This window comes from Magnetospirillum sp. WYHS-4 (genome assembly GCA_039908345.1).
Lineage (GTDB): Bacteria > Pseudomonadota > Alphaproteobacteria > Rhodospirillales > GLO-3 > JAMOBD01.
The window spans coordinates 23,543-47,578 of the sequence record JAMOBD010000009.1 but is presented as its reverse complement, the minus strand read 5'-3'; the positions used below and the strand labels follow the sequence as shown (position 1 = coordinate 47,578).

29 protein-coding genes and 2 pseudogenes are annotated in these 24,036 nt (G+C 66.5%); 14 read left to right on the top strand and 17 right to left on the bottom strand.

Annotated elements, in window-relative coordinates; genetic code table 11:
- Position 1: 1 nt before the first annotated feature.
- From H7841_04920 to H7841_04910, 3 genes are all read right to left on the bottom strand, one after another.
- On the bottom strand, positions 2–2,155 hold the full coding sequence (locus H7841_04920; GenBank protein MEO5336224.1) for a bi-domain-containing oxidoreductase: 2,154 nt from the start codon (positions 2,153–2,155) through the stop codon (positions 2–4).
- A 162-nt stretch (positions 2,156–2,317) separates the two neighbouring features.
- Positions 2,318–2,794 carry a copper chaperone PCu(A)C gene (locus H7841_04915; GenBank protein MEO5336223.1) on the bottom strand — a complete coding sequence of 159 codons (477 nt, stop codon included), beginning with the start codon at positions 2,792–2,794 and terminating at the stop codon, positions 2,318–2,320.
- A 35-nt stretch (positions 2,795–2,829) separates the two neighbouring features.
- Entirely contained in the window at positions 2,830–3,393 is a 564-nt protein-coding gene (locus H7841_04910; protein ID MEO5336222.1) for an SCO family protein, read from the bottom strand.
- A gap of 514 nt (positions 3,394–3,907) precedes the next feature.
- Here H7841_04910 and H7841_04905 point away from each other — a divergent pair.
- The 6 genes from H7841_04905 to H7841_04880 all read left to right on the top strand — a co-directional run bounded on the left by H7841_04905 (position 3,908) and on the right by H7841_04880 (position 9,792).
- The gene (locus tag H7841_04905; protein ID MEO5336221.1) at positions 3,908–4,057 is read left to right on the top strand and encodes a hypothetical protein; all 150 of its coding nucleotides are present in this window, start codon (positions 3,908–3,910) and stop codon (positions 4,055–4,057) included.
- Between the two features lie 15 nt (positions 4,058–4,072).
- Positions 4,073–4,615 (top strand): cytochrome c oxidase subunit II, encoded by a 543-nt coding sequence (locus H7841_04900; GenBank protein MEO5336220.1) that lies wholly within the window; start codon positions 4,073–4,075, stop codon positions 4,613–4,615.
- Between the two features lie 16 nt (positions 4,616–4,631).
- Entirely contained in the window at positions 4,632–6,305 is a 1,674-nt protein-coding gene (locus tag H7841_04895; GenBank protein ID MEO5336219.1) for a cbb3-type cytochrome c oxidase subunit I, read from the top strand.
- A gap of 110 nt (positions 6,306–6,415) precedes the next feature.
- On the top strand, positions 6,416–7,300 hold the full coding sequence (locus H7841_04890) for an SCO family protein (protein MEO5336218.1): 885 nt from the start codon (positions 6,416–6,418) through the stop codon (positions 7,298–7,300).
- A 152-nt stretch (positions 7,301–7,452) separates the two neighbouring features.
- Entirely contained in the window at positions 7,453–9,033 is a 1,581-nt protein-coding gene (locus tag H7841_04885) for a cytochrome b N-terminal domain-containing protein (protein MEO5336217.1), read from the top strand.
- A 12-nt stretch (positions 9,034–9,045) separates the two neighbouring features.
- On the top strand, positions 9,046–9,792 hold the full coding sequence (locus H7841_04880; protein ID MEO5336216.1) for a hypothetical protein: 747 nt from the start codon (positions 9,046–9,048) through the stop codon (positions 9,790–9,792).
- On the opposite strand, the gene H7841_04875 is transcribed toward H7841_04880, so the two are convergent.
- The 4 genes from H7841_04875 to H7841_04860 are packed head-to-tail and all read right to left on the bottom strand — an operon-like array spanning position 9,719 to position 12,602.
- Entirely contained in the window at positions 9,719–10,195 is a 477-nt protein-coding gene (locus tag H7841_04875; protein MEO5336215.1) for a gamma-glutamylcyclotransferase, read from the bottom strand. The two genes, H7841_04880 and H7841_04875, sit on opposite strands and share 74 nt — an antisense overlap.
- Entirely contained in the window at positions 10,177–10,833 is a 657-nt protein-coding gene (locus tag H7841_04870; GenBank protein ID MEO5336214.1) for an MBL fold metallo-hydrolase, read from the bottom strand. Before H7841_04870 ends, H7841_04875 begins: the two co-directional genes overlap by 19 nt.
- A gap of 11 nt (positions 10,834–10,844) precedes the next feature.
- Entirely contained in the window at positions 10,845–11,318 is a 474-nt protein-coding gene (nikR, locus tag H7841_04865) for a nickel-responsive transcriptional regulator NikR (protein MEO5336213.1), read from the bottom strand.
- Between the two features lie 51 nt (positions 11,319–11,369).
- Positions 11,370–12,602, bottom strand: coding sequence for a GGDEF domain-containing protein (locus tag H7841_04860; GenBank protein ID MEO5336212.1), 1,233 nt, complete (start codon positions 12,600–12,602; stop codon positions 11,370–11,372).
- A gap of 91 nt (positions 12,603–12,693) precedes the next feature.
- On the opposite strand from H7841_04860, the gene H7841_04855 reads away from it, so the two are divergent.
- Both H7841_04855 and H7841_04850 read left to right on the top strand, forming a co-directional pair.
- Positions 12,694–12,936 carry a DUF1178 family protein gene (locus tag H7841_04855; protein MEO5336211.1) on the top strand — a complete coding sequence of 81 codons (243 nt, stop codon included), beginning with the start codon at positions 12,694–12,696 and terminating at the stop codon, positions 12,934–12,936.
- Entirely contained in the window at positions 12,936–13,373 is a 438-nt protein-coding gene (locus tag H7841_04850) for a DUF423 domain-containing protein (protein MEO5336210.1), read from the top strand. The genes H7841_04855 and H7841_04850 overlap by 1 nt, the downstream gene beginning before the upstream one ends.
- Here H7841_04850 and metZ read toward each other — a convergent pair.
- On the bottom strand, positions 13,367–14,554 hold the full coding sequence (gene metZ / locus H7841_04845) for an O-succinylhomoserine sulfhydrylase (GenBank protein MEO5336209.1): 1,188 nt from the start codon (positions 14,552–14,554) through the stop codon (positions 13,367–13,369). The genes H7841_04850 and metZ overlap by 7 nt on opposite strands.
- Before the next feature lie 98 nt (positions 14,555–14,652).
- Here metZ and H7841_04840 point away from each other — a divergent pair, with 98 nt between their 5' ends.
- The gene (locus tag H7841_04840) at positions 14,653–15,147 is read left to right on the top strand and encodes an Lrp/AsnC family transcriptional regulator (protein MEO5336208.1); all 495 of its coding nucleotides are present in this window, start codon (positions 14,653–14,655) and stop codon (positions 15,145–15,147) included.
- On the opposite strand, the gene H7841_04835 is transcribed toward H7841_04840, so the two are convergent.
- The 3 genes from H7841_04835 to H7841_04825 form a co-directional block, all read right to left on the bottom strand.
- Positions 15,120–15,794 (bottom strand): c-type cytochrome, encoded by a 675-nt coding sequence (locus H7841_04835; protein MEO5336207.1) that lies wholly within the window; start codon positions 15,792–15,794, stop codon positions 15,120–15,122. The two genes, H7841_04840 and H7841_04835, sit on opposite strands and share 28 nt — an antisense overlap.
- Positions 15,795–15,796: 2 nt before the next feature.
- Positions 15,797–16,828, bottom strand: coding sequence for an NAD(P)/FAD-dependent oxidoreductase (locus H7841_04830; GenBank protein MEO5336206.1), 1,032 nt, complete (start codon positions 16,826–16,828; stop codon positions 15,797–15,799).
- A gap of 84 nt (positions 16,829–16,912) precedes the next feature.
- On the bottom strand, positions 16,913–17,134 hold the full coding sequence (locus H7841_04825; protein MEO5336205.1) for a hypothetical protein: 222 nt from the start codon (positions 17,132–17,134) through the stop codon (positions 16,913–16,915).
- Positions 17,135–17,178: 44 nt separating this feature from the next.
- On the opposite strand from H7841_04825, the gene H7841_04820 reads away from it, so the two are divergent.
- Together H7841_04820 and H7841_04815 are read left to right on the top strand one after the other, a co-directional pair.
- Complete coding sequence (locus tag H7841_04820; protein ID MEO5336204.1) at positions 17,179–17,553, top strand: hypothetical protein; 375 nt, start codon at positions 17,179–17,181, stop codon at positions 17,551–17,553.
- An 81-nt stretch (positions 17,554–17,634) separates the two neighbouring features.
- Complete coding sequence (locus tag H7841_04815) at positions 17,635–17,868, top strand: DUF6441 family protein (GenBank protein MEO5336203.1); 234 nt, start codon at positions 17,635–17,637, stop codon at positions 17,866–17,868.
- Here the strand turns inward: H7841_04815 and H7841_04810 are convergent.
- The 5 genes and pseudogenes from H7841_04810 to H7841_04790 all read right to left on the bottom strand — a co-directional run bounded on the left by H7841_04810 (position 17,852) and on the right by H7841_04790 (position 21,259).
- The gene (locus tag H7841_04810; GenBank protein ID MEO5336202.1) at positions 17,852–18,361 is read right to left on the bottom strand and encodes a GNAT family N-acetyltransferase; all 510 of its coding nucleotides are present in this window, start codon (positions 18,359–18,361) and stop codon (positions 17,852–17,854) included. The two genes, H7841_04815 and H7841_04810, sit on opposite strands and share 17 nt — an antisense overlap.
- Positions 18,358–18,639, bottom strand: coding sequence for a DUF1778 domain-containing protein (locus tag H7841_04805; protein MEO5336201.1), 282 nt, complete (start codon positions 18,637–18,639; stop codon positions 18,358–18,360). The genes H7841_04810 and H7841_04805 overlap by 4 nt, the downstream gene beginning before the upstream one ends.
- A gap of 102 nt (positions 18,640–18,741) precedes the next feature.
- A pseudogene (locus tag H7841_04800) lies at positions 18,742–18,978 on the bottom strand (transposase).
- A gap of 345 nt (positions 18,979–19,323) precedes the next feature.
- Entirely contained in the window at positions 19,324–20,421 is a 1,098-nt protein-coding gene (locus H7841_04795; GenBank protein ID MEO5336200.1) for a GGDEF domain-containing protein, read from the bottom strand.
- 124 nt (positions 20,422–20,545) lie between these two features.
- Positions 20,546–21,259: a DEAD/DEAH box helicase family protein gene (locus H7841_04790; protein MEO5336199.1), complete on the bottom strand. Its 714-nt coding sequence runs from the start codon at positions 21,257–21,259 to the stop codon at positions 20,546–20,548.
- A 31-nt stretch (positions 21,260–21,290) separates the two neighbouring features.
- Between H7841_04790 and H7841_04785 the strand changes: the two are divergent.
- Positions 21,291–21,551, top strand: a pseudogene (locus H7841_04785) (IS630 family transposase).
- Here the strand turns inward: H7841_04785 and H7841_04780 are convergent.
- On the bottom strand, positions 21,542–21,730 hold the full coding sequence (locus H7841_04780; GenBank protein ID MEO5336198.1) for a hypothetical protein: 189 nt from the start codon (positions 21,728–21,730) through the stop codon (positions 21,542–21,544). The pseudogene H7841_04785 and the gene H7841_04780 overlap by 10 nt on opposite strands.
- 206 nt (positions 21,731–21,936) lie before the next feature.
- On the opposite strand from H7841_04780, the gene serS reads away from it, so the two are divergent.
- Both serS and surE read left to right on the top strand, forming a co-directional pair.
- On the top strand, positions 21,937–23,211 hold the full coding sequence (gene serS / locus H7841_04775) for a serine--tRNA ligase (GenBank protein MEO5336197.1): 1,275 nt from the start codon (positions 21,937–21,939) through the stop codon (positions 23,209–23,211).
- Positions 23,204–23,992 carry a 5'/3'-nucleotidase SurE gene (gene surE / locus H7841_04770; GenBank protein MEO5336196.1) on the top strand — a complete coding sequence of 263 codons (789 nt, stop codon included), beginning with the start codon at positions 23,204–23,206 and terminating at the stop codon, positions 23,990–23,992. Before serS ends, surE begins: the two co-directional genes overlap by 8 nt.
- Positions 23,993–24,036 lie beyond the last annotated feature (44 nt).

Sequence of the window (24,036 nt, the reverse complement as noted above, 5' to 3'; positions counted from 1 at the left end):
CCTACATATCCATGCGTTCGCCGCGCCTCAAGGATTCCATGACCAGCACGGTGGCGGTGGCGGTTTCGACAAGTTCGGCCTCGTCGATGGGGGCGGCCCCGCCTTCGGCCACCGCCTTGACGAAGGCGGCCAGCGATCCCTGGAAGCCCTTGTCCTGCACCTGGGCCTTGCCGACGTGGCTGCGGCCGTTTTCGGTGACCCTGAGGCTGCGGAAATTGTCCAGCGCCAGCACGGCTCCGCCGGCGAAGGCCTCGTAGCGTTCCTTGCTGTAGGCGGAATCGCCCAGACCCGTGTAGGCCAGCGTCGCCAAGCTGCCGTCGGCGAAGCGCAGGGTCGCCGCCACGTCGTCCGCCCCGCCCCGAATTGCCTGGGCGGCGTCGGCCTGCACGGAAACGATCGGCACCCCGACGAAGAAGCGGGCCAAGTCGACGAAGTGGCAGACCTCGCCCAGTACGCGGCCGCCGCCCTCGTCGGCATGGACCCAGCTTTCCGGCGGCACATGGCCGGCGTTGACCCGGATGGTCAGGAACTTGGGCCCGGAGGCCTTCGCCAGCCCATCGCGCATCTTCACGGCCAGGGGTGCGAAGCGGCGGTTGAACCCGACCTGGAAGAAGGCGGCGGAGCCGTTGCGCGCCTCGGCCACCCGGTTGACTTCCTCCAGGCTGAGGGCGAGGGGCTTTTCCACCAGCACGTTCTTTCCGGCCGCCAGGGCCCGGGCGGTCAGCGCCGCGTGGCTGTCGTGGCGGGTGGCGATCAGCACCGCATTGATTTCGGGATTGTCCAGGACTTCCGCCTCGTCGGCCACCCCATGGCGGAATCCGAAGGTTTGCCGGCCGTGATCGGAAGTGGCGCCCCGCTGGGTCGCCAGGGTGTGCAATTCCACGCCCGGCAGGCGCTTCAGTTCGGGCAGCAGCACGGTGCGCGCGAAGTTGCCGGCCCCGATCACCCCCAGCACACAGCGCCCGGCCGGCAGGACCGGCCTGGCGGAGGCAGGCCTGGCGATGGCGGGACGGGGGGGCTCGCCGGCATAGGCGAGCACCACGCCCAGGTGGGGCTCCTTGCCCTCGGTGACCAGGGCGTAGGCGGCTTCCGCCTCGTCCAGGGCATAGGTGTGGGTGGTCAGCGCTCCCACGTCGAGGCGCCGGCCCGCCGGGCCGGCCATCAGGCGGACCGTTTCCGCCAGGTTCTCGGTCTCGGTCCAACGCACCCATCCTTCCGGATACTTGACGCCCCGGCCCTCGTAGTCCGGATCGTAGCGGCCCGGCCCGTAGGAGCGCGAGACCACCAGGCTGAGTTCCTTCTTCATGAAGGCGGCGTAAGGGAAGGCGGTACCGGTCATGCCGACCATGGCGACCTTGGCGCGGTCGCGGGCCACGAGGGCGGCAACCTCGAAGGGTTCGGAGGATTCGGTGGCGGCGGCGATCAGCACCCGGTCGCAGCCCAGGCCGCCGGTCAGGCCGCGGACGGCTTCCTCCAGGCCCGGCTCGTTCAGGGCGAGGCCCGCTTCCGCCCCCAGCCGCTTGGCGAGGGCCAGACGATCCGGGTTGTAGTCGAGAACCACCGCCCGGCAGCCCTGCAGGGCCAGGAACTGCACCGCCAACTGCCCCAGCAGCCCGACGCCGATCACGGCCACCACGTCGCCCAGTCCGGCTTCCAGGTTGCGCACCGAATGCAGCGCGATGGCGCCCAGGGTGCCGAAACAGGCTTCCTCGTAGGCGACGCCGGCGGGAATGCGAGTCGCCAGGTTGCGCGGCACCACGTTCAGTTCGGCATGGTTGGCGAGCCCGGCGCCGGCGACGGCCACCCGGTCGCCGACCCGGAAGACACCTTCCAGTCCGGCGCCCACCGCCACCACCTCGCCGGCCGCCGAATAGCCGAGCGGCAAGGGTTCGTCCAAGCGGGCGAGCACCGCCTTCAAGGTGGCGGCGATGCCGTCGCGCTTGGCCTTGTCGAGCACCTTGCGCACCAGGTCGGGCCGCGCCTGGGCCTTGCCGACCAGGGACTTGCGGGCAAATTCGACGACCATGCGCTCGGTGCCGGCGGAAATCAGGGAAGCCCGCGTGCGCACCAGGAGGTGCCCGCCCTTGACCTTGGGGTCGGGAACCTGGCGGAGGGCCAGCTTGCCCGTGCGGGCGCTCTGGATGATCTGCTTCATGCCCGCCTTTGTAGCCCGAATTCCGGGTGCGATGCAAAAACGAAGAACATCGAAGGCGGTTCCGCGCGGACGAAAAAAATAGGGGAGGCACCGAAGTGCCTCCCCTCAGGCGAATCCAACGAGGAAGGTGTCGGTCGTTGGATGGAACCGGTCGCGAAAGCCTCAGTGCTTGGAGTGGTCCATGGCCCCCTTGGGCATGGCCCCCATGGCGCCGGCCGCCTTGACGGGGATGGCGACCTTGACCTCGCCGGCCTTCTCGAAAACCAGGGTGACGGAAACGCTCTGCCCCTCCACCAGGGGCTTGTTCAGCCCCATGAACATCACGTGGTCGCCGCCCGGCTTGAGCATGGCGGAACCCTTGCCCGGCACCAAGATGGCCTCGACCGGACGCATCATCATCACGCCGTCCACGTTCTTGTGGGTATGCAGCTCGACCTTGGCGCTGGCGTCGGACTTGGCGCCTACCAGGCGGTCCGGCGCGTCGCCGTCGTTGCGGAGCGTCAGGAAGGCGGCGCCGGCCTTGGCCATGCCCGCCGAGGCTCGGGCCCAGGGCTCCTCCACCGTGATCGAGCCGGCGAGAGCGGGCAGCGCGAGGGTCGCAAAGGCGGCGGCCAGCAGAGCGGTGCGGAAAGGGGTCATCGCGATATTCTCCTAGGGGTCTGCATGAATGGGTATCAGGATGCGAGCCGGCGGCGGATCTCCGTGGCCATCGCCTCGGGCGGATCGTCGGGCCCGAAGGAGGCCAGGAGACGGCCGTCCGCTCCCGCCAGGAAAATAGCCGCGGTATGGTCGATGCGGTAGTCCTCGCCGCCCACTTTCGCGTGGTAGACCCGAAAGGCCTTGGCCGCCTGGGCCACCTCGGCGGGACTGCCGGTCAATCCCTGGATGCGGGAATCGAAGGCGGCCAGGTAGTCTCCGATTCGCTCCGCCCCATCGCGTTCCGGGTCCAGGGTGATGAACAAGGCTCGCGGGCGATTGCCGTCGGCATCAAGGCGGGCGAGGGTTTCCGCCATGCGGCCGAGACCGGTAGGGCAGACATCGGGGCAGGAGGTATAGCCGAAGAGGATCAGGGAGGGGGTGCCCAGGAAATCCTGCCGAACGTGGCTGCGCCCTTGGGAGTCGACCAGATGAAAAGAGGCATCGACGAAAGCGGGGGCCGGTGGAACGGGCAGCAGGCGCGCACCTGCCGCCCCGGCCAGAAGAAGGACGAAGGCCGTCGCCGCCCCTCCCTTCCGCATTGTCCTGCGTATCGTGTCGATCCATCTCACAGTCTTGGCGCCTTGTTGGCTGAAGGGATCCATTCCCCGCCGGCATGGCGGAGACATCCGTGAACTCCTGACCGCAAGAGGCAGGCCAAGTCCAAGAAAGTGGCCGTATTCCAAGCTATTCCTGGATATTCCTGGTGGACGAGCGCCACCGACCGAAGATAAAAATGCGTCATATCACACACCGTCCCGAGTCATTTGACGCAAGTGCTGGAATTATCTTTGCTTAGAATAAATAAAAAGTAAGGTATGCTTCCTTTCCTTGGCCGGCGCCCCGACAGCCGATGCGAATCTGTAGCATTTCACCCGGCGGTCCCGTGAATTGTTCGACGAAATCCTGGAAAAGCGCCCAAAATTGACTTAGGTTAAGGCCCTATGCCCCCCGGGCATGGTGGATGTTCGGGTTACTGAAGAAGAGGGTTTTCCGCCTCGGCGAGCGATCGACCGGGGGGGGGTTCTTAGGTTGTGAAAGAAGAGGAGGGAGGCTATGGCCGACCATTCGCAGGAGCCTGTGCCGTTTATGCAGCAGGTTCTTGATAATCCGATTCTGCTATTGGTGCTCGGCGTCCTGTTCCCGACGGTGCTCTACACCATCTGGGGCGTGATGGAAGTCGTAGCAATTCCCATGGGACGTTAGAGAGGGGGATACTACATGGCTATTACTCCTCCAGAACAACGGGTTTGGTGGAACGAACCCGTCGAAAAGACGGAGGTTCTCTGGGTCACCATCGCATTGGTGTGGGCCCTGGTTATGTTCTTCATGATGCCTTACTGGCATTTCGCCGGCGAGCAGAACCTGTCCAACGAGGCTTATCGGGTGAAGCCCGACGCCTATTTGGCCAAGGTCGAGGCTTCCGCCGAGAAGCACAAGGTGCGTGAAGAGGGCACGACCGGCATTCCGGTGGTTCGTCCGCCGGTGGGTGGCGACGCCTATTTGCTCGGCCGCCAGTTCCAGTGGTGGCCGGTGCTCGAACTGAAGAAGGGCGCGACCTATCGTCTGCACATGTCCTCGATGGACGTGCAGCACGGCTTCTCGCTCCTGCCCGAGAACATCAACATCCAAGTCCATCCCGAATACGAAATGATCTTGAAGGTCACTCCGACCCGTTCCGGTTCCTACGGCATCCTGTGCAACGAGTACTGCGGCACGGGCCACCACATCATGACCGGCAAGATCTACGTGACGGACAATTGAGGGGGGAGAGGGAATCATGGCTGAATTCCGCACCTGCCCCGAGACCGGCCTCAAGGTTGACCTTGCGGCGGAGAAGCTGATCAAATGGAATGCCGTCACGTCGGTGGTGTTTCTTCTGGTCGGCGGTCTCTTCGGTCTTTTGGTGGCACTGACCCGTTGGCCCGAGGTCCATCTTCTCGGCGCCGACCTCTACTACCTTGTCCTGACCGGTCACGGTCTCGACATCCTGCTCGTCTGGGTCATCTTCTTCGAGATGGTCCTGCTCTATTTCACCTCGGCGATCCTGCTTAACGCCCGCCTGGTGGCACCGACGCTCGGCTGGGTCCAATATGGGCTCATGCTGGTCGGCGCGGCCATCACCAACGTGGCGGTGCTGCAGGGCGACTCGAGCGTGATGTTCACGTCCTACGTCCCGCTCAAGGCCGCTCCGCACTTCTACCTCGGCATCATCCTGTTCGCCGTGGGCGCGCTGATCGGCTGCGGCATCTTCTTCGCCACCCTGGTGACCGCGAAGAAGGAAAAGACCTTCGAGGGTTCCATGCCGCTGGTGACCTTCGGCGCCATGGTGGCCGCGATCATCGCGGTCTTCACCATCGCCACCGGCGCGGTGATCCTCATCCCGACCCTGCTGTGGTCGGCGGGCATCATTCCCCACATCGACTCCCTGCTCTACAAGGTGGTCTGGTGGGGCATGGGCCATTCGTCGCAGCAGATCAACGTGTCGGCCCACATCGCTTGCTGGTACGGTATCGCCGCCATCCTGTTCGGGGCGAAGCCGCTCAGCGAGAAGGTGAGCCGCATGGCCTTCTTCCTGTACATCCTGTTCCTCCAGCTGGCCTCCGCCCACCACCTCCTGGTGGAACCGGGTCTCAGCTCCGAGTACAAGATCTTCAACACCTCGTACGCCCTCTACATGGCGGTGCTGGGTTCGATGATCCACGGTCTGACCGTGCCCGGCTCGGTCGAGGCGGCGATGCGCAAGAAGGGCTACAACAAGGGTCTGTTCGAGTGGCTCCGCAAGGCGCCCTGGGGCAACCCGGTGTTCTCCGGCATGGCCATCTCGGTGGTGACGTTCGGCTTCCTGGGCGGCATCTCCGGCGTGGTGATTGGCACCGAGCAGCTCAATCTGATCATGCACAACACCATGTATGTCCCCGGCCACTTCCACACGACGGTCGGTTCCGGTACGACCCTGGCCTTCATGGCCATGGCCTACTGGGCGGTTCCCACCCTGTGGCAGCGGGAGCTTTTCGCCCCCGGTCTCGCCAAGTGGGCGCCGTACCTGTTCGGCCTGGGCGTCAGCTTCGTCGGCGTGTTCCAGATGGGTGCGGGTACTCTCGGTGCTCCGCGCCGCCACTGGGACATGACTCTGGCGGACGCCACCATCGGCTACGATCTGCCGGCGGCTTCGTTCCTGATGATGGGCATGAACGGCGTGGCGGCCTTGGCGGCCTCGCTGGGCGGTGCCATCTTCATCCTGAACATGGTCGGCACCATCCTGATCGGCAAGCGCAAGACCGCGGCTGCCGCTCCCGCCCCCGCTGCTCCGGCTCCGGCCGGCGTGAGCGGCCACGGCGAGGGCGTGTCGGTTCCCGGCACCTTCGTTCTGGCGATCATCTTCCTGATCACGTTCGTGCTCTATTACTTCGTGAACTGGAAATATCTGGCTTCCGTCTGGCCGCTCTCCTGAGCCGACAGACGATGCGAGACGAGACGGGGCGGGGGGCGCAAGCCTCCCGCCCTTTCCCGTTCTTGACCTTGGTCTTTCTCTCGGGCCCCGGAATGGTCTAAGAAGAACCCATGAACCGACATTCCTTTCTTTTCGCCCTGGCCCTCGCCCTGGCTGCCGTATGCCCGGCGTCGGCCAAGCAGCCGGACATCGGCAAGGCCCCCGAGGCCGGAGGCCCGGTCAGCCGCATCGATCCCGAATCGGCGCTGATGCGTGCCGAAGCGGCCATCGGGCGTAAGATTTCCGACTTCCAGTTCGTCGATCCCGACGGCCGGCAGGTGAAGCTTTCCGACTTCTCCGGCAAGCCTCTGGTCCTCAGCTTGGTCTATACTGGCTGTTTCGACGTCTGCCCGACCATCACCAACACGATCCAGCATTCGGTCGCCGTGGCCCGCAAGGCGCTGGGCCGCGATGCCTTCTACATCCTGACCGTTGGCTTCGACGCGCGGACCGACACGCCGCAGCAGATGCGGGCCTTCGCCCGTAAACAAGGCATCGACGACGGCAACTGGCTGTTTTTGTCGGGCGACCTGCCCGCGGTGTCGGGCCTGTCCGACGAACTGGGCTTCACCTTCGTCTCGCGGGCCGGCGGCTTCGAGCACGTCGCCATGGTCAGCGTCATCGACCAACAGGGGGCGGTCTACCGCCAAGTCTTCGACGAGAACTTCGAAACGCCCCATCTGGTGGAGCCTTTGAAGGAACTGGTCTTCGGTACCCGCACGCCCTATGCCAGCGTTCGGGATTTCGTCAAGAAGGTGAAGCTGTTCTGCACGATCTACGATCCGGCATCGAACACCTATCGCTTCGACTGGGTCCGCATCTACAAGATCGTGGTCCAGGGCATGATCGTCAGCGCCATCGCCGGCTATGTGATCTATTCCTGGATCCGCCTCGCCCGCCGCGACCGGCAGCGCCGTCGCGATGCGGAGATCGCGGCCCGCGAAGGACAAGCTTGACCGCTGTCAAGGTGTTTTACATGGCGGATGGTGATAAATCCCACCCGCCACGGTCATCCCTCGGGCCTTGAGCCTTTCGGAGAGTACCGCCTGGTATCGCTGGCAACGTCCCCATCCCGTTCCGGGGCCTTTCCCCGGCAAGGAGCAGTCCGTTGAAGAAGAGACTCATCCGCGAGCCCCTGCAGAACGCCCTTCTGCGTCTGGAGGCCCTGGTCGACAAGCCCTTCGGCCCCAAGTGGAACCCCATGCGCCAGATGGGAACGATCTCGTTCTTCCTGTTCTGGCTGGTGGCCATCAGCGGCATCTGGGTCTACGTGATGTTCGACACCCACGTGCCCAACGCCTACCAGTCGGTGGAAAGGATCACCGCACAGTGGTGGCTGGCCGGCGTGATGCGCAGCATCCACCGCTACGCCTCCGACGCCATGGTGGTGACGGCGGTCTGGCACATGGGGCGCGAGTTTCTTTTCGACCGCTACCGTGACGCCCGCTGGTTCACCTGGTTCACCGGCGTGCCCATTCTGTGGTTCCTCTACACCTCGGGGATCAGCGGCTATTGGCTGGTGTGGGACGAACTGGCCCAGTACGTGGCCGTGCGGTCCATGGAATGGCTGGACTGGCTGGGCATCTTCGGCGAGCCGATCGCCAACAATTTCCTCATGCGGGGCAGCCTGACCGACCGCTTCTTCACGCTGCTGGTCTTCATGCACATCTTCGCGCCGCTGTTCCTGCTTTTCATCATGTGGATCCACGTGCTGCGCGTGCAGCATCCGAAGATCAACCCGCCCCGCGGCTTGGGCCTCGGCATCCTGTTCATGTTGGTCGCCGTGTCGTTGATCTATCCGGCCCGATCCCACGGTCCCGCCGATTTGGGGATGTCGCCGGCCCAGGTGAACCTGGACTGGTTCTACATGCTGTTCTATCCGGTGCTGGAAAAGTACGGCGCCGGGCCCTTGTGGATCGTCATGGTGGGCGTGTCGTTCCTGGTCGCCGCCATGCCCTGGCTGCCGCCGGTGAAGCTGCCCCGCGCCGCGGTGGTCGACCTGGAGAAATGCAACGGCTGCACCCGCTGCTTCGTCGACTGCCCCTTCGGCGCCGTGCAGATGCAGGCCCGTACCGACGGCCGGCCCTTCGACGAGGAGGCGGTGGTCGATCCCTCCCTCTGCACCGCTTGCGGCATCTGCGTGGGGGCTTGCCCCACCTCGACACCCTTCCGCCATACGGAGGAGCTGACCACCGGTATCGATCTGCCCGACTTCCGCCTGAAGGAGCTACGGGCGCTGACGGTGAAGGCCATCGCCGAGGCCCGCGGGGATGCGCCGGCAGGGGAACCCGTCGTCCTGGTGCTGGGCTGCTACCACGGCGCCCGGGTGAACGAGGTGGAGACCGGAGGGGTCAAGGGCGTGGCGCTGCCGTGCATTTCCATGCTGCCGCCTTCTTTCATCGACTTCGCCCTGGCCGCCGATGGGGCCGACGGCGTGGTCGTGGCCTCCTGCCGATCCTGCGACTGCTTCAATCGGCTGGGCGACCGCTGGATGGAGGAGCGCATGGACGGCATGCGGGACCCCTACCTGCGCCGCCGCGTCCCGCGCGAACGTCTGCATGTGTCCTTCGCCGGCCCCATCGATGCTGCCCAGTTGAGCGAAGAGATCGCGGCCTTCCGTGGCCGTCTCAGAACCCTGCCGCCTCCACCGGCCGGCAAGCCGACCGCCGCCGAAGCCGCGGCCGAGTAGGGGGAAACCGTCATGTTCGATATCCTCTTCACCAAGATCGGCGGCGTTCCCGTCTTCTACATCGTGCCGATCATGTTCTTCGGTCCGATCCTGATCTGGGCCATGTACAACATCGGTATCGGGCATGTGGTGTTCCTGCCCGGCGAGATCATGCGCAAGCTGCGTCGGGAAAAGGCGGAACGCGACTCGCTGATGGCGGAGCGGCGCAAGAAGATGGGCGATGCCCAGCGGATCATCAAGCGCAGCGAGCGCCGGACTCCGGTCCAGTTGCTGGGCCAGGCCGCTTTCTATGGGCTGCTGGGCCTGCCCATCGCCTATTATTCCAACAACCCGACCTATCACCTGCACGCTGCCGATCAAGCCGAGATCAAGCTCAGTCTCAGCCGGCCCGGCCTCCATTCCGGGGCCTGTCGCGAGCGCACTCCGGAGGAACTGGCCAAGCTGCCCCCCCAGGGCCGCATCAAGACGGTCTGCGAAAGCCGAGGCCGTTCGCCGGTGACCATCAGGGTCGAACTGGACGGCAAGGCGCTCTACGAGCGGACGGTGAAGCCTTCGGGGCTGTCCAGCGACGGCAATTCGGTCTTCTACGCCAAGTTCCTGGTTCCGGCGGGAACCCACAAGCTGGTGGCCCTGATGCGCCTGAAGCAGGACAAGGCCGACTTCGACCATCGGCTTGAGGAAACCATCACCCTGGAGCCCAAGCGCGTCGTGGTGATAAGCCACCGCGTCGAGGACGACCGCCTGTTCCTGCGCTGGTAGGCGTCGGCAAGCCGTGCCGTCGGCGTGCCGCCCAGACCGCCTCCAGATAGCCGGGCCCGGCCCGGCCCGGCCGGGAATCGGCGGCCCGGTAGACCCGGCACCGCCGAAAGCGCCCGCCGGGCGTCGGCAAGGCGCACCAAGCCTTGCGGTATTGGCCGGCGGCCACCAGTTCGAAGGCGTCGAGCGCCCGTTCGTCCGCCGGGGTCAGGTGCCAGAGCAGGCCGGGAACCGATGCCCGCCGGTCCGCCAGCACCGTCGCCACCCCCAGCCGGGTGATGGCGAAGCGATGGCCCGCCAGCAGGGCCGTTCCCAGTAGGCGGGCACCGGGGCAGCGCCCGGCCATTCCCGCCTCGTCCATGTTGAGCCCGTAGGCGAAATAGAGCATCAGATCATCGACCGCCACCAGCGCTTCGCTTCGCCGGCCGCCCAGTGCGGCCCGTGGCCGCTGAACAGCAAGGTGCCTTCCGGTACCGAATCGAGCAGCCGGGTAATGGACAGGGACAACTGGCGGGCATCTCCGCCTGGAAAATCGGTGCGTCCGACGCCATGATTGAACAGGGTGTCGCCGGTCAAGGCGAAGCCGTCGAACAGGAAGCAGACCCCGCCCGGCGTATGGCCGGGAGTATGGAGGACCCGGAACGGCACCCCGCCCAAGGTCATCTCGGGCTCGCCTTCGAAATAGCCGCAGTCCTTCGGCCCCTCGAATGCCTGGATGCCGAGTGCCGCCGCAAAGCCGCCGGCACGGGAAATGACGGCTTCCTCGTCCACATGGGCGCGGCAGCCGATCCCGAAGGCGTCCTGCACCTTTCGCGTCCCGCCGATGTGGTCCGGGTGGCCATGGGTCAGCAGGATTTCCTTCAGCACCCCCGTCCGTTCACGGGCGGTCTCGACGATGCGGCCGGGGTCGCCGCCCGGATCGACGATTACCTGCTCACCGCTCGGCTTGTGGCGCACCAGGTAGCAGTTCTCGTACCAAGGCGGGCTGGTCACCACGATGCCCAGTTCGAAGGCGCCGATGACAAAGGATTCATCAAGGAACATGTTGGGGCTTCTCAGGTCTTGGGATGGCTGTGGAAGTGGGGGACGCGGGTCGGGCCGGGCCCGTGGCGGTGATGGCCCATCTCGACATCGGCCGGCACGATGTAGAGCTTGCCGTGCCGCACCCCCGGCTGGGAGGTGACGCTATCGGCGAACTGGCGGACCCGCCTTGTCTCGCCACGCAGTACCACGGCTTCCAGGCAAGTCTTGTGATCGAGATGGACGTGCAGGGTGGATACCGCCAGGTCGTGGTGGTCGTGCTGGGCGTGGGTGAGGCGGCTGGCCAGTTCCCGCGAGGCATGGTCGTAGATGTAGGTCAGGCAGCCGACGCAGAAACCGCCCTCGTCGCGTTCCAGGCGGTCGGCTTCCAGCTTTTCCCGCAACAGGTCGCGGAAGGCCTCGGACCGGTTGCCGTAGCCGCGCCGTTCCATGAAGCCGTCCAGTTCGCGGACCAAGTCCTCGTCCAGACTGATGGTGATGCGTTCCATGCCTTGCCCCTGCCTTGCCGTCGGCAGTCTAGACCGCTTCGCGCCCTGTGGCTAGGCGCTCACCCGGTTGCGGCCGCCTTCCTTGGCGCGATAGAGCGCCTCGTCGGCGGCTTTCAGGGCTTCCTCGAAGGTGGCGTGCTCCGCCTTCTTTTCCGACATGCCGATGGAAATGGTGACGCTCACGGTCTTGGCGTCGTCTCCCTTGACCCCCGGCTTGTCGGGCCTCTCGTCGGGGCGGTCCTTGCTCCGCAGGCGGAATTCGCAAGCGGCGATGCTTTCGCGCAGGGATTCCAGATGGATCTTGGCTTCCTTCAGGCTCTTGCCCGGAAAGACCACGGTGAATTCCTCGCCGCCGTAACGGAACGGTCGGCCACCGCCGGTCACCCGGTCCATGCAGGAGGCCACCATGCGCAGCACCTGGTCGCCCACGTCGTGGCCGTAGGTATCGTTGAACTTCTTGAAATGGTCGACGTCCAGCATGGCGACCACATAGCGCCCGGACAGGGTCTTCAGCAGCCCGAACAAGGCCCGCCGGGCCGCCAGGCCGGTCAGTTCGTCCAGGAATGCCATACGATAGGCTTCCTGGGCCAGGGCCACCACGTAGGCCAGCAGGGCGGCTCCCAGGAACAGGGCGGGCGCCGAACCCTGGCCGATCATGTGCAGGGCGATGCCGGACGCCACCAGGGCGCCCAGGGCGCCGCCTTCCAGGGGCAGGCGCTTCAGCGCCAGCCGGCCCGCCAGCGCAAGACCGGCCAGCAACAGGCTCAGCATGGCGGGCTGGGGCAGGTGGGTGCCCTTGTCGAAGGCGGGCGAAAGGAAGCGGTAATGCAGCAACCCGCCGATGTCCTGCCACAGCCCGCCGCCCGCAGCCGCCGCGATGGCGGCCGCCTGCAAGGCGATGGCGGCCAGGCGGGCCAGTCCGGGCAAGGAGGTGAGTCCCCGCTCCTCGAAGAAGGCGAAGACTGCCAAGTTGATGGGCAGCAGGACGGCGATGGCGGCATAGACCACCTGGCCGCGCGGCCCCTTGTCGGGGAGACCCGGCACATAGGCGCTGAGCGCCGCATAGGCGAGGATCAGCAGCAGCAGCGGATAGACCACCCGTGTTCTCTGGAACCAGACTGCCAGGGCGATGCCGATGGTCGCCAGCAGGTAAGGCGCGAAGGCCGGCACCTGGGCCATGGCCTTGGGCAGCCCGCGCAGGGGCTCGACCAGCAGGAAGGACGCCGCCAGCAGTAACGCGGGGGCGAACAGGGGTACGACGGCCTTGCGCAGATCGAAATCCATCCTCCCATTGGACCCTGGGAGGGTGAAAAAGCTGTTAACGCGGACCGGTCGTCGCTATATTCCGGGCAAAATCCCTGTCCGGAGGAATGCGATGATCGTGTTCGATCTCAAGTGCTCGAAGGGCCATACCTTCGAGGAATGGTTCGCCAGTTCCGGCGAATTCGAGAAGTTGGCCAAGAAGAAGCAAATCGCCTGCCCGAAGTGCGGCGACAAGCAGGTGGCCAAGGCGCTGATGGCGCCCAGCGTCGCGACGTCCAAACCTTCCACGCCCTCGGCGCCGCCCATGCCGACCTGCGGCGGCGGCGGTTGCGGCGGCGGCATGTGTCCCTTCTGATGGCCGACGATTCTGCAGCCTCGGCCGTTCCCAATCCCTTTCCGACCCCCGCCTCGCGGCTCTGGCTGGTGCTGGCGGGGCTGAACGGCGCCTGTGCCGTGGCGATGGGGGCCTACAGCTGGCATGCCCTGGGCACCGACGCCAATGCCCGCGAGATGATGAGCTTCGCCGTCACCTACCAGATGTGGCATGCCCTGGCTTTGCTGGGTATCGCCGCCCTGGCCGGGCGTGGCGCGGGCGTGCTGGTGCAGGTGGCGGGTGCCATGTTCCTGGGCGGAATCGTGCTGTTTTCGGGCACGCTTTACGTCCTGGGTCTCACCGGACGGGTTCTTCTGCCTTATGCCGCCCCCATCGGCGGCGGCCTGATGATCCTGGCCTGGCTGTTTCTCTCCCTGGCCGGGGGCATCGCCTTGTGGAAGCGGCGTTCTGCTCAGTAACTCCTCGCCAAGGCTTGGTCGATGTCCTCGATCAGGTCCTGGGGGTCCTCCAGGCCGACCGAGAGGCGGACCAGACCGTCCGTGATGCCCAGCCGGGCTTTTTCCTCGGCGCTCAGGCGCTGGTGGGTGGTGGTGGCCGGGTGGGTGGCGAGGCTCTTGGCGTCGCCCAGGTTGTTGGAGATGTCCACCAGGTCCAGCGCATTCAGGAAGCGGAAGGCCCCTTCCTTGCCGCCCGCCACCTCGAAGGCCAGCACGCTGCCGCCCTTGCCGGCCATCTGCGCCATGGCCAGGGCGTGGCCGGGATGGCCGGGCAGGGTGGGGTAGAGCACCCGCGTCACCCCCCGCCGTCCGATCAGCCGACGGGCCACGGTCTGGGCGTTGTCGCAGTGGCGGGCGAGGCGCAGTTCCAGCGTTTCCAACCCCTTCAGCATCACCCAGGCGTTGAAGGGGCTCATGGCCGGCCCGGTGTTGCGCAGGAAAGGCATCAGGTGGCTGGCGAACAGCTCCTTGTCGTTGGTCAGGATGGCGCCTCCCAGGCAGCGGCCCTGGCCGTCGATGTGCTTGGTGGTGGAATAGACCACCGTGTGGGCTCCGTACTCCAGGGGCCTTTGCAGGACCGGCGTAGCGAAGACGTTGTCGACGATCACCCTGGCGCCCGCCCGGTTCGCCAAGTCGCAGACCGCCTTCAGGTCGATGATTTCCAGGCAGGGGTTGGACGGCGTTTCCAGCAGCACGGCGGCCGTGGGCCTGGCCAGCGCCGCTTCCCACTGGGCAAGGTCGGTGCCGTCGACGAATTCCCGTTCGATGCCGTAGCGGGGCAGCAGTTCGTTGACGATGAAATAGCAGGACCCGAACAGGGCCCGCGAGGCCACCACCCGGTCGCCTTGGCGCAGCATGCCCATCAGCCCGGCGAAGACGGCCGCCATGCCGCTGGCGGTGGCAAAGCAGATCTCCGCCCCTTCCAGGGCCGCCAGGCGTTCCTCGAAGATGCCCACGGTGGGGTTGGCGAAGCGGGAATACTGGTAGCGCACCACCTCGTTCTTGAAGGTCGCCTCCGCTTCTTCCGCCGACTTGTAGACGTAGCCGGAGGTAAGGAACAGCGCTTCGCTGGTTTCGTCGAAATTGCTCCGCTTGGTGCCGCCGCGCACCAGCCGCGTCGCCTGCCGCCATTGCTTCGCCATGGAATCCTCCGCCGTTCGATGCCGCTTATTGAATACACCGATAACCGGGGGCATGTCCTTGCGTTATCGCCCCCAAATGGGCTAGTTATTGGCACGTTATGCCGAATATCGACCTTGACGAGACAGATCTGCGTATCCTTGCGGCCCTGCAGGCCGACGGGCGGCTGACCAACGTCGATCTGGCGGCCCGCATCGGCCTGTCGCCGTCGCCCTGCCTGCGCCGGGTGCGGCGCCTGGAAGACGCGGGCGCGATCCGTGGCTATCGGGCGATACTCGATCCGGAGCGGCTGGGCCTGGGGGTGCGGGTGTTCGTGGCCGCCGGCATCGACCATGCCAAGGACCCGGGCGGCGAGGGCTTCCAGGCCGCCGTGCGCGCCCTGCCCGAAGTCGTCGCCTGCTACGTGGTGAGCGGCGACAGCGATTTCCTGTTGGAAGTGGTGGCGGCGGACCTCGCGGCCTATTCGGACCTGGTTCTCGGCACCTTGCTGAAGCTGCCGGGCGTCACGGGCGTGAAAAGCAATTTCGCCATCGCCACGGTGAAGCGTTCGGAAGCGCTTCCCCTGCCTCAGGCGCAGGGCAGGCCGGAGAAATAGGCGGACAGCAGGACGATTTCGTTTTCCGACAGCAGGTGGGCCTGGCGGTCCATCATGGGATTGGAGCGGCGGACCTCGGTATCTCCGGTGCCGACCGCCTTGCCCCGGGCCCGGAAGGCATCCAACTGGCGGAGCAGGTAGAGTTCCTTCTGGCCGGCGATGTTGGGGATGGTCGGGTAAAGGCCCCGGCCGTGCGGCCCGTGGCAGAGGTTGCAGCGCTCGGCGATCTCGGGCCGGGGCTGGGGACGGGTTCCCGACCCCAGGCAGGCCCGGCCGGAAAAGTGGGCGGCCAGATCCGCGATGTCGCTGCCGGTCATCCCGCCCCCCACCGAGGCCATCCGTGGATGCCAGCGCCAGCCCAGGAGCCTCTGTTCTTCCGCTCCCCTGGAGGAAGCCTGGTAAGACAGCAATTGCTTGACCAGATAGGGTTCCTTCTGCCCGGCCAGGTTGGGCCGGTGCAGGCCCTTGCCGGCGCCCGAGACATCGTGGCATTCGATGCACCGCTCGGCGGCCAGGCGGGCGCCCCGCGCCGGATCGCCCTTGGGAAGCGCGGGCCCGGAGGAAATGGGCGTCTCTCCCGGCTGCTGCGCCCCGACGCCGGCCGCCGCGAGCAGGAACCCGACGGCCAGGGAGGGGAGAATTCTCATGGTCATTCCTTTGCCTGGACGCCGCGGCTGGTGGAGTGCTCGAAATGCAGGGCCTCGCCCGGATGAACGACGGCGAAAGCCGCATGGGCGGCCAGGGCGGCATCGGAAAATCCGCTGAGGATCAGCTTCAGCTTGCCCGGATAGGCGGCGATGTCGCCCACGGCGAACAATCCGGGCTGGCCGGCGTTGCAGGTTGCCGGATCGACGGCGATGCGGCCGCCGTCCAGGTCCAGGCCCCAGTCGGCGATCGGGCCCAGGTTCTGGGACAGGCCGAAGAAGGGCAGCAGCACGTCGGCCTCCAGGCGCCGTTCCTTGCCGTCCAGGTCGGCGACCAGGACGGCGGTCAGGCCGCCTTCGCCTTCCAGGCCGGAAAGCTGGTAGGGAATTACCAGTTCGACCTTGCCCTGGCCCGCCAGTTCCGTAAGCTTTTCGGCACTGCCCGGCGCGGCGCGGAACTTGGGGCGCCGGTGCACGACGGCGACGCTGGCCGCCACCTCGGACAGGGACAGCGCCCAGTCGACCGCCGAATCGCCGCCGCCGGCGATCGCCACCCGCTTGCCCCGGAAGGCCTCGCGGCGGGTCACCAGATAGTTGACGCCCAGGCCCTCGCCCAGGCCTTCGTAGCGTTCGATGCCTTCCAGCGGCGGCCGGTTGGGCCCGAAGGCGCCGACCCCGGCGGCGATCACCACCGCCGCCGCCTCGATCCGGGTACCCTTGGACGTCTCCAGGCGCCAGCGTCTGCCGTCGATCTGCGCCAGCGCCACCACCTGCTGGCCCAGATGGTAGCCGGGATGGAAGGGGGCGGCCTGTTCCTCCAGCCTGCGCACCAGATCGCCGGCCAGGATGGACGGGTGGGCGGGGACGTCGTAGATGGGCTTTTCGGGATAGAGCGCCTGGCATTGCCCCCCCACCGCCTCCAGGGCATCGACCACCTGGCAGCGCATGTTGAGCATGCCGCACTGGAACACGGCGAACAGGCCGGCCGGCCCGGCCCCGATCACGGCGACGTCGGTCGTATGGACGGATGCGGTCATGGCCCCCTCAGGCACTGGAATCGTTCCGTTCATCATCCTCGCCGCCGGGCCCGCGATCAAGCTACGGAATCGGACAGCCCCCTTCTATTTTCCGCAAGCCCGAAACCAGGCCTCCCCGCCCGGTTGCAGGCGGCTGCCGTCGGCCAGGCGTACCGCCGCCACCACCCGGCCGCCGTACTTGTCGCGCTTCATGTCGACCAGGCGGACGGAATCGGGCAGCAAGGCGCGCAGGCCTTCTTGCGCCGCCCGCCCGGCCTCTGCGCAAGGGCCCCGCAATTCGGGGGCGTCGATGCCCGCCAGGCGCACGGCAGGAACTGAACGACCTCGCCGACGCCATGGAGGCCTCCACCATGGCCACCGCCGAGGGAGTGATGGACGCCTCCTCGGTGCTCGCCACCTTCCGCTCAGTCTCGGGGGACACCTTCATCCGCGCCATCAAGGCGGCGCAGGACCTATCGGCCGAGGCGGACAAAGTCCTGGTCCAGCCAGATGCGGATGCGCGCCTCGAAGGTGTCGCCATCCACCACCCGGACGACGCGAGCCCGGTAGGGGCCCCGTCCAGGACTTCGGCGGCGCCGGCCGGACAGGCCAGCAGCACCGCCAGGACGGCGATTCCGATTCCTCTCTCCATGGCCGAATGTCGAAACCGGCCGGGGGCGGCGGGGTGTTCGCAGCACTCCGTCGCTCCGTCCGCCCGTCACCGGGCGGGCACGTCCCCATCATAGCGTGTCCGGGCCCCCGCTATCCACTCCCAAATCTGGCGAAACCATTTTCGCTTCATCTACCGGCGCGGCGGGCCGTCGCTCCTGGTCGCCGAGAACCGGCACGCCCGTGCCGGCAAGCGGGGCGGTTTCGGGAAGGCCAGTGAATCGGCCCTCCGCACCGGGCGCGGGCTGGCCACCGTGCCGATGTTCATCATGGTCCCCCAGGTCACCGTCAGGAAGCGCCTCGACGTGTCCGGCGCCGCCCAGAAATGGATCGCCGAACTGCCCCGGCTGGTGGTCCGCCACTGGCGGGAGCCCGTCAGGACCGCGCCTTGAGTCTGGCAAGGGGCAGGAACAGGCGGCGGGACTGCCCGGAAAAGGCCTCGAAGCCATACCGCCTGTAGAAGGCTTCCGCCTTCTCGTCCTTGGCTTCGACCACGATGGCATGGACCGCCAGGGCCTCGCTGGCCCGCATGATTCGTTCGAAGGCGTTGATCAGCAGGAACCTGCCGTAGAGTTGTCCCCGGAAACGTTTGTCCACGGCCAGACGGCCGATCAGGGCCGCCGGAATCGGATAGCGGGGCAGCTTGCGGGCCAAGGCGTCAGGCAGGTCGTTCCGGCTGAAGCTGGCGGCGCTCAGGGTGTAGTAGCCGATGATGGTCGCCGGGGCGTCCCCCACCGCCACGAACACGCTGGTGACGTTCCGGCGGCTGTCCTGGCCCGCATGGTTCCGGAGGTAGTCGTCGAGGGCAGGTTCCCCGCAGGAGAAGACGTTCCGGTCGTGATGCGGCCCCAGCGGCTCGACGCGGGGCGGATGGAATTCGCTCATCCGCCGGTCACCCGGGCGTACCAGGCGAAAGCCTCCTTGAGCTTCTCGTTCGGCTCCGGCGGATTGAGGAGCATTTCCTGGAACCGCTCCCATTCCTCGGGCGTGAGTGTGATCATCTCGTGCTCGCGCACCACCGCCTCCGCCTTCTGCAGTGCCACATCGACCACGAAGTCGGTCAGCGTCTTGTCCGAATAGGCGGCGGCGCGTTCCAGCTTCCGCTTCGACTGCGGGCTTAAGCGCAGGCTGACGCGTTCTTGCCGTTGGGCGGTCCTGGGCATGGCGGGTACTCCGGTTGTCCTTGTGAAAATGTACGCCCCCTAGTCACACACTTCAAGGATCGGTCATGCCCACCCGCCGGGAAGAGGTCCTCGCGGCGCTGTTCGGGTGATGATTGATAAGAAGCCCTCGACGGCGTTGAGCCAGGAGGCGGAGGTGGGGGTGAAATGGAAGAACCATCGCGGATGATCTGCCAACCACTCCCTGACCTTGGGGTGCTTGTGGGTGGCGTAGTTGTCGGCGATGGCGTGGATAATCTTGCCTGTCGGGATCGCCCGCTCGACCGCGTTGAGAAGCTTGATGAATTCCTGGTGAGTGTGCTTCGGCATGCAGCGGCCGACACCCTGCCGCAGGCGACGGCAGACGAAAGCCGGCAGGCAATCCACTTATCCGACGCCGGGAACTGTCCAAACGATTCCGGCCAGCTCTTTCCCCGCGACCTTCATCGGCGGAGCCTGCGTCCCGCGAGGCGGCGCTGATAACGTTCCTCGCCTCGGCCGCCAAGCATTCTGGGGGCTGGTGATCGGCCTTGTCGCCTTCATGGTGCTGAACGGCCGACCGCCCCGCAAGCAGCGCCCCGATCTGGCGGTCATCGAAAGCGCGGCCGAATGACGGCCATACGCCTCCATCCGGCATGGCGTTTTCACCTGCGTCGCCGAACTCGAGACCGCCTCCTTAATAGCCGTTCATGCCGGTCCCGGCGCGGTGCCATCGCCGATGCAGGTGACGCGGTTGCGCCCCTGCCGCTTGGCGACATACATGGCCTCGTCGGCCTGGCTCTGGACCTCGGCGATGCTTATCAGGGTGGGACGGCTGGCGGCGACGCCGATGCTGGCGGTGATCCTGAGGCGTTCCGATCCGATGTCCGGCATCAGGGCCTCAATGTCGAGCCGCAGCTTCTCGGCCAGGTCACGCGCGCCGTCCATGTCGCTGTCGGGCAGCAGGACCGAGAACTCCTCGCCGCCGATCCGCCCGACGATGTCGCTTTGGCGCAGGCTCGCCTGCAAGCGTTCGGCCACTGAGCGCAGCACCGTATCGCCTGCCTCGTGTCCGTATTTGTCGTTGATGCTCTTGAAGTGGTCCAGGTCGACGAACAGCATGGCGAAGGGCCGTCCCGAGCGTTGCGATTGGCGGAGCGCCCCCTCGCACAGCCGGTAATAGGCCCGCGCGTTGAACAGGCCCGTCAACGGATCGCGGGCCGCCATCTCGGCGAGCTTGCGGTTGGCCTCCACCATGGCGTGGTGGAACGAGATCGACCGGGCGGCGAAAGCATGGAAGAAGACGCTTAGGTAGACCATCCCCATCAGGCAGGTGACGATGGCGGTGGAGGAATAGGGCGTGTCGAGGAAGCCGTTCGCCGCCACGACCGCCGCCATCGACAGGACCGTGAACCCGATGCCGGCCGCCGAGCCGAGGACCAGATAGACCCCCGGCAGGTTGAGGACGAACCAGACGATCCGCAGTTCGTCCGGCGTGTTGAGCAGGAAAGTACTCAGGTGCAGCAGCCAGGACAGGCCGGCGTAAGTCCAGGCGACGGGCCCGAGCCGGGACGGCCGGCCGCGCAGGACTGCGTAATAGAGGACGCTGATCGCAAGATAGGCGCGCGAGACGTTCAGGTACGATGGATCGGCCTGGGCCTGCCCCTCGAGCACGGCGACCTGGAAGATGGCAGTGATCAGGACGCTGAACAGCAGGATGGCGCAGGTGAACCGGTACTGGAACTTCCGGTACTCCTCGCCCTCGTGGAACTCCGCGTCGCCGAACAGCATCCGCATCCCATTCATCGCCACTCCACCTTCATCCCTGGATATCGGCCCGCGCACCGATGGTGCCGTCTCCGGTCTCGGCATTCAACCGGCAAGAATGGTCACCCAGACATGGTACCGGCAGGACGGAAATCTGTCCGGATCACTCCAGCTCGGCCGTGGGTTGGATGTCATAGCCGAGATAGGCGTATCCTTTCATGCGCTTGGCGGCCATGCGGGCGAGGACGGGGACCGCCTCGTCCACGTAGTCGTAAACGACGACCTCGCGCCTGTCGGGATGGAGGAGATGCAGGCGCCCGGCGTATTGGGCCAGCGTGCCGCGCCAGGAGATGGGCAGGGTCAGGAACAGGGTATCCAGGCGGCCCTCGTCGGCGGCCAGGGCGGCATAGAGGTCCTGGATGGCCGGGCGCCCCTCCGCCATTGCCGGCGACGGACGAAAGCCGGTGCGCCGGACCGCCACGCGGTGCCGGAAGGGCCGCAGCGAGGCCTGCTTCCGGGCGTCGACCCGGAAGCGCACCGGGCAGCACTGCATGAAGACGATGGGATGGTGGCCGTCCTTGCGGGTCACGGTGGCCGACAGGCCGAGCACGTACCGGGCCTTGCAACGCGGGACCACCGCCTCGAAGCCGACCGCCGAGAGGTGATGGCATTCGTCCACCACCAGATGGCCGTAGTCGCCCGGGAGGTCGTCCGCCTCGCCCTTGCGGAGCAGGCTCTGGATGACCGCCACGTCGACGATTCCCGTCGGCTTGCGCTTGCCGCCGCCGATCTGGCCGATGGCCTCGGGTGGCAGGTCCAGGAAGGTGCCCAGCCGGGCCACCCACTGGTCGAGCAACTGCCGCCGATGGACCAGCACCAGGGTGTTGGCCTCGCGGGCGGCGATCAGGGCAGATCATCCGCGATGGTTCTTCCATTTCACCCCCACCTCCGCCTCCTGGCTCAACGCCGTCGAGGGCTTCTTCTCAATCATCACCCGCAGGCGCATCCGGCGCGGCGTCTTCACGTCGGTCGGCGATCTCCAGGAGGCCATCCGAAATTACATCCGCCAGCACAACCAATCCCCGAGGCCCTTCGTCTGGACCGCCGACCCGGAAAAAATCATTGCCGCCGTTAAGCGTGGGCACCAAACGTTAGATTCTCACCAGTAGGTCCGGCCTTCCGCCCGGCCGAAGCGGGCCGACAGATATTGCCGGCCGTCGATGCGGCCCGTGCCGCCGCAGGTAGGGCAGCGCACCAAGCCGCCTTGGGCTCCGGTACGGTGCCGGGCGGCCAACTCGTCGGCATAGCGCCAGCCGGTCTCGCAGTCGGGACAAGAGTGGAATTGCATGGCGGCCTCCCATTGCCTGGGGTCCTGTCCCGATCCCCGCATGGGCCATGCCAGCCCAGGCGGGGGAAAGGGAGGGGAAACTTCCCCCGATACCCAGGATAGCGCCCCGACTCTTTCCAGACGGTTAACCCGGGGGCCAGCGCTCTGGACGCCCCCGCGCCTTGGCCGTATAAGGGTCGGCACCTTCCTTCGTCCGGGTGGCTTCCATGCACGACATAAAACTGATCCGCGACAATCCCGAAGCCTTCGACGCCGGGCTGGTCAAGCGCGGCTTGACACCTCAGGCGGCGGCTTTGCTGGACTTGGACGCCCGGCGACGCGGAGCCCAGACCCGGGCCCAGGAAATCCAGGCCCGGCGCAACAGCCTGTCCAAGGAAATCGGCCAGAAGAAGGCCAAGGGCGAGGACGCCTCCGCCGTCATGGCCGATGTCGCCCGCTCCAAGGACGAGCAAGCGGCGGTCGAGGAGGAAGCCAAGCAGGCGACGGCGGAATTGGACAGAGCGCTCGCCACGATTCCCAACCTGCCGGGTACCGACGTCCCCGTCGGACCCGACGAATCGGCCAACGTCGAGATCTCTCGCTGGGGCAGCCCAACCCCCTTGGCCTTCGCGCCCAAGGAGCATTTCGAGATCGGCGAGACGCTGGGCCTGATGGATTTCGATGCCGCTTCCCGGATCTCCGGCGCCCGCTTCGTGGTGCTGAAGGGCGAACTGGCGCGGCTGGAACGGGCCATCGCCAATTTCATGCTCGACATGCATACCGGCAAGTTCGGCTATACCGAAGTCAACCCGCCGGCCCTGGTCAAGGACGAGGCCTGTTTCGGCACCGGCCAGTTGCCCAAGTTCGCCGCCGACCTGTTCCGGACCGAGAACGGCTACTGGCTGATCCCCACCGCCGAGGTTCCGCTGACCAACCTGGCGGCCGATTCGATCCTGGACGCGGAAAAACTGCCGCTTCGCTATACCGCCATGACCTGGTGCTTCCGTTCCGAGGCCGGCGCCGCGGGCAAGGACACCCGCGGCATGATCCGCCAGCACCAGTTCACCAAGGTGGAACTGGTGAGCGTGGTGGTGCCCGAGGCCTCCGACCTGGAACTGGAACGCATGACGTCTTGCGCCGAAGGCATCCTGCGCGCCCTGCTGCTGCCTTATCGCAAGGTGGCGCTATGTACCGGCGACATGGGCTTTTCCGCCCGCAAGACCTACGACCTGGAAGTCTGGCTGCCGGGCCAGAACCGCTACCGCGAGATTTCGTCTTGTTCCAATTGCGGCGATTTCCAGGCCCGGCGCATGAAGGCCAGGTGCCGCAAGAAGGGCGAGAAGGACACCCGCTTCGTCCATACTCTCAACGGGTCCGGCCTCGCGGTGGGGCGGACCCTGGTCGCCATCCTGGAGAACTACCAGCAAGCCGACGGTTCCGTCGTGGTGCCCGAGGTTCTCCGGCCCTTCATGGGCATCGAGGTCATCAAGCCCCATGCGTGACCGGGTGCCCGACCTGGCGAAGGCCGTCGTCCTGCTGTGCAACGACGACGGCATCGACGCCCCCGGCCTCGGGCATCTGGAAAGGATCGTCGCTCCCCTGGTGGCCGAGTTGTGGATTGCCGCGCCCGAGACCGAACAGAGCGGCGCCGGGCACTCCCTGACGCTGCGCCGGCCTTTGCGCATCCGCCATGTCTCCGGCCGCCGCTATGCGGTCGACGGCACGCCCACCGATGCGGCCCTGCTGGGCGTCAACCGGATCATGAAGGAACAAGGACGCAGGCCCGACTTGGTGCTGTCCGGCATCAACCGGGGCGGCAACCTGGGCGAGGACGTGACCTATTCGGGCACCATCGCCGCCGCCATGGAAGCGACTCTGCTGGGCTATCCCGCTGTGGCGCTCAGCTTGGTGACGGACGCGGAGGGCAACGCCCGCTGGTCGACCGCCGAGCGCTGGCTGCCCGAGGTGCTGAAGGGACTGGCTCGCCTGCCCTGGCCCGAAGGGGTGCTGATGAACGTCAATTTTCCCGATGTGGCGGCCGAGACGGTGAGCGGAATCGAGATCACCCGCCAGGGCCGTCGCAAACCGGGCGGCGAGATCGTCGCCGGGCGCGACCCGCGCGGCGACGCCTACTACTGGATCGGCGCCCAGCGCCAGGAGGACCGCCACAGGAAGCATACCGACCTGGAGGCTGTGCTGCGCGGCGCCATCGCCGTCACGCCCCTGAGCATGGACATGACCCACGCCCCCATGCTGAAAGCGCTGCGGGAGGCCTTCCGGTAAGGTCGGCGGGATGCTAGTGTGTACATGAGAATCAACCGGAATTG

Excerpts from the sequence above, each read along its gene's own strand:
- H7841_04920 (MEO5336224.1), bottom strand. The coding sequence starts at position 2,155 with ATGAAGCAGATCATCCAGAGCGCCCGCACGGGCAAGCTGGCCCTCCGC.
- H7841_04915 (MEO5336223.1), bottom strand. The coding sequence starts at position 2,794 with ATGACCCCTTTCCGCACCGCTCTGCTGGCCGCCGCCTTTGCGACCCTC.
- H7841_04910 (MEO5336222.1), bottom strand. The coding sequence starts at position 3,393 with ATGCGGAAGGGAGGGGCGGCGACGGCCTTCGTCCTTCTTCTGGCCGGG.
- H7841_04905 (MEO5336221.1), top strand. The coding sequence starts at position 3,908 with ATGGCCGACCATTCGCAGGAGCCTGTGCCGTTTATGCAGCAGGTTCTT.
- H7841_04900 (MEO5336220.1), top strand. The coding sequence starts at position 4,073 with ATGGCTATTACTCCTCCAGAACAACGGGTTTGGTGGAACGAACCCGTC.
- H7841_04895 (MEO5336219.1), top strand. The coding sequence starts at position 4,632 with ATGGCTGAATTCCGCACCTGCCCCGAGACCGGCCTCAAGGTTGACCTT.
- H7841_04890 (MEO5336218.1), top strand. The coding sequence starts at position 6,416 with ATGAACCGACATTCCTTTCTTTTCGCCCTGGCCCTCGCCCTGGCTGCC.
- H7841_04880 (MEO5336216.1), top strand. The coding sequence starts at position 9,046 with ATGTTCGATATCCTCTTCACCAAGATCGGCGGCGTTCCCGTCTTCTAC.
- H7841_04870 (MEO5336214.1), bottom strand. The coding sequence starts at position 10,833 with ATGTTCCTTGATGAATCCTTTGTCATCGGCGCCTTCGAACTGGGCATC.
- nikR (MEO5336213.1), bottom strand. The coding sequence starts at position 11,318 with ATGGAACGCATCACCATCAGTCTGGACGAGGACTTGGTCCGCGAACTG.
- H7841_04860 (MEO5336212.1), bottom strand. The coding sequence starts at position 12,602 with ATGGATTTCGATCTGCGCAAGGCCGTCGTACCCCTGTTCGCCCCCGCG.
- H7841_04855 (MEO5336211.1), top strand. The coding sequence starts at position 12,694 with ATGATCGTGTTCGATCTCAAGTGCTCGAAGGGCCATACCTTCGAGGAA.
- H7841_04850 (MEO5336210.1), top strand. The coding sequence starts at position 12,936 with ATGGCCGACGATTCTGCAGCCTCGGCCGTTCCCAATCCCTTTCCGACC.
- metZ (MEO5336209.1), bottom strand. The coding sequence starts at position 14,554 with ATGGCGAAGCAATGGCGGCAGGCGACGCGGCTGGTGCGCGGCGGCACC.
- H7841_04840 (MEO5336208.1), top strand. The coding sequence starts at position 14,653 with ATGCCGAATATCGACCTTGACGAGACAGATCTGCGTATCCTTGCGGCC.
- H7841_04835 (MEO5336207.1), bottom strand. The coding sequence starts at position 15,794 with ATGAGAATTCTCCCCTCCCTGGCCGTCGGGTTCCTGCTCGCGGCGGCC.
- H7841_04830 (MEO5336206.1), bottom strand. The coding sequence starts at position 16,828 with ATGACCGCATCCGTCCATACGACCGACGTCGCCGTGATCGGGGCCGGG.
- H7841_04820 (MEO5336204.1), top strand. The coding sequence starts at position 17,179 with ATGGCCACCGCCGAGGGAGTGATGGACGCCTCCTCGGTGCTCGCCACC.
- H7841_04810 (MEO5336202.1), bottom strand. The coding sequence starts at position 18,361 with ATGAGCGAATTCCATCCGCCCCGCGTCGAGCCGCTGGGGCCGCATCAC.
- H7841_04805 (MEO5336201.1), bottom strand. The coding sequence starts at position 18,639 with ATGCCCAGGACCGCCCAACGGCAAGAACGCGTCAGCCTGCGCTTAAGC.
- H7841_04795 (MEO5336200.1), bottom strand. The coding sequence starts at position 20,421 with ATGAATGGGATGCGGATGCTGTTCGGCGACGCGGAGTTCCACGAGGGC.
- H7841_04780 (MEO5336198.1), bottom strand. The coding sequence starts at position 21,730 with ATGCAATTCCACTCTTGTCCCGACTGCGAGACCGGCTGGCGCTATGCC.
- serS (MEO5336197.1), top strand. The coding sequence starts at position 21,937 with ATGCACGACATAAAACTGATCCGCGACAATCCCGAAGCCTTCGACGCC.
- surE (MEO5336196.1), top strand. The coding sequence starts at position 23,204 with ATGCGTGACCGGGTGCCCGACCTGGCGAAGGCCGTCGTCCTGCTGTGC.